The 2530-nt window shown below is 57.8% G+C and carries 4 protein-coding genes; all 4 read right to left on the minus strand.

Features of this window, described 5'->3' with window-relative positions:
• Positions 1 to 186 (minus strand): hypothetical protein (locus tag AB4043_RS22160; RefSeq protein WP_442308116.1); only part of this gene is annotated, 186 nt, incomplete at its 3' end.
• Positions 183 to 1436, minus strand: coding sequence for an NADH dehydrogenase (quinone) subunit D (nuoD, locus tag AB4043_RS22165; protein WP_442299437.1), 1254 nt, complete (start codon positions 1434 to 1436; stop codon positions 183 to 185). The genes AB4043_RS22160 and nuoD, both read right to left, overlap by 4 nt.
• Positions 1436 to 1918 carry an NADH-quinone oxidoreductase subunit C gene (locus AB4043_RS22170; RefSeq protein ID WP_442299438.1) on the minus strand — a complete coding sequence of 161 codons (483 nt, stop codon included), beginning with the start codon at positions 1916 to 1918 and terminating at the stop codon, positions 1436 to 1438. The genes nuoD and AB4043_RS22170 overlap by 1 nt, the downstream gene beginning before the upstream one ends.
• Positions 1918 to 2322, minus strand: a complete 405-nt coding sequence (locus tag AB4043_RS22175) for an NADH-quinone oxidoreductase subunit A (protein ID WP_442299439.1) — start codon at positions 2320 to 2322, stop codon at positions 1918 to 1920. The genes AB4043_RS22170 and AB4043_RS22175 overlap by 1 nt, the downstream gene beginning before the upstream one ends.
• Positions 2323 to 2530: the final 208 nt, after the last annotated feature.

Consider the following 2530-nt stretch of genomic DNA (forward strand, 5'->3'; position numbering starts at 1 on the left):
CTTTCCATCCATACGCCTGTAATATCCGATCCGAAAAATCCTGCCATCTACTGCCCAATCCCAGTCTTCCCACGGAGCAACGAGTTTCACAATCGAGCGCGGTGGAATGACTTTGCCGCCGTAAGCCATGAAGCTCATGATCCACATCCTTAACGGAAGGACATTCGGCCGGCGGCGACGTTTCATCGATCAATCTCTCCAAGCACGATGTCGATCGATCCAATCACAGCGACAACATCGGCCAGAAGTCTTCCCTTACACATCGTCTCTAACGCCTGCAGCGTAGCGAAGGAAGGGTTRCGCATGTGCACACGGAAGGGCTTCGCCGTTCCGTCCGACACTACGTAGTAGCCCATCTCACCACGCGGCGACTCAACACCCTGGTAGACCTGACCAGCGGGTACCGCAAAACCTTCCGTTACGATCTTGAAGTGATGGATCAGGCTCTCCATCTGGGTCTTCATCTGCTCGCGATCCGGAAGAATGATCTTCGGAGCGACGGCGGTGATACGGCCCTCCGGCAAGCCCTCAAGGGCCTGGGTGGCGATCTTTACCGACTCGTACATCTCCTTCATGCGGACTTCATAACGAGCCCACACGTCGCCGACCTGCGATACAGGAACGTCGAACTTGAACTTCTCGTAGCCCGAGTAGGGCATATCGCGACGCAGATCCCAGTCCACACCCGAGGCGCGCAACGGCGGTCCGGTCACCCCCAGAGCGATGGCATCGGCAGCCGAGAGATGGCCTACGTTCTTCAGGCGTCCCATCCAGATGGGATTGCCGGTGAGCAGATTCTCGTACTGGGCGATCTTCTCCGGCATGATCTTCAGGAAGTTCCGCACGCGATCGTAGAAGTCGATCGGCGGTTCCATGCTGAGGCCGCCAATGCGGAAGTAGCTGGTCATCATGCGCTGACCGGCCACCATCTCGAAGATACGCAGAATCTCCTCGCGCTCGCGGAAGCAATACAGGAAGACTGTCAGCGCGCCGATATCCATGGCGTGCGTTCCCAGCCAGACCAGGTGGCTGTTCAGGCGCGTCAGCTCGTTCAGCAGCACACGCAGATACTGTGCCCGCTCCGGAATCTCCAACTGCAGCAGCTTCTCAACCGCCAGGCAGTAGGTCAGATTGTTGGTCATCGGGCAGAGGTAGTCGATGCGGTCTGTCAGCGGCACCACCTGCTGATAGAACTTCGCCTCGCAGGTCTTCTCGATGCCGGTGTGCAGATAGCCGATATCGGGCGCCAGCGCGATGACACTCTCGCCGTCGATTTCCAGCACTACGCGCAGCACGCCGTGCGTGGAGGGGTGCTGCGGACCCATGTTCAGAACCATCGTCTGGTCCTGTGCGGGATCGATGTTGCCGTGCAGCTTGGAGTCGGCGATTACGTCGTCAACGCCCGGATTGATGAGGTCTTCAACTGAGGTCGGCATTAGCGGTAACCCTCCACCGGGTAGTCCTTACGCAGCGGGTGACCCTTCCAGTCATCCGGCATCATGATGCGGCGCAGGTTCGGGTGTCCGCCAAAGTGTACGCCGAAGAGATCAAAGACCTCGCGCTCGTAAAAGTTCGCAGCGGGCCAGACGTCGGTGATGGAATCGATCGACAGATCTTCAGATCCAACCGGTGCAATCAGGCGGACGCGCTCTTTCAGCGAGTGCGAAAGGATGTGATACGTGACGTTGAAACGAGGCTCGCTGGGGTACCAGTCCACGCAGGTCACGTCTTCCATAAAGTTGTAACCCGCTGCCTGAACCGCTTTGACGGCGGCAACGATCTGCTCCTTCGGAACCGTGATCGTCAGCTCGTCCAGTGCGAACCGGGCATCGACCAGCAGGGAAGAGAGCGCGGCGACGGCCGGGTTGGCCGCCATCTGCTCCAGGACGTCTGCCTTTTCCAGAATTGTTGCTGGCACTAGAGGTCTCCCTTATCAGCAGCCCAGTCGAGGATGCCCTTCTTCCAGACGTAGAACAGACCCACGGCGACGAAGCCGATATAGACCAGCATTTCGTTGAAACCGAAGAATCGGGAACCCGTCAGCGCTGGAAGGTGTTTGTAGATCACGGCCCAGGGCAACATGAAGACCGCTTCCACATCGAACAGGATGAACAGCATGGCCACCATGTAGAAGCGAACGGTAAACCGGCCACGCGCATCGCCGACGGGTTCCATGCCGCACTCATAGGTTGAGAGCTTGACCTTGGTACGGCGATGCTTTCCAAGGATGTAGCTGGCCGTCACCATGCCGCCCGCAAGTGCAAGGGCTGCAAGGATTTGAAGGGCCAGCGGGAGATAGTTCCAAATATAAGGAATTTGCATCGTTCGTCTGTCGGCTGTCCCCTCAAGGTTAAGTTCCGTTTGAAGCCAGTGTCAAGGAAACGGGCCGATACCGTAACGCACATGCAACACAATTGAATTAAGACCGCCTACGTCCGAGTTCGTCCAAGCGTGCGGGTTTATCGCAACAGGCCCGCGTACCACTCGATCAGCATCGATCCTGCCATAGCCGTGATCAGACCTCCTATTG

It is taken from the genome of Terriglobus sp. YAF25 (assembly GCF_052113305.1).
GTDB lineage: Bacteria > Acidobacteriota > Terriglobia > Terriglobales > Acidobacteriaceae > Terriglobus.

What these genes read in the sequence shown, in the direction of transcription:
- AB4043_RS22175 (WP_442299439.1), bottom strand. Translation starts at nt 2,322, where the DNA reads ATGCAAATTCCTTATATTTGGAACTATCTCCCGCTGGCCCTTCAAATC.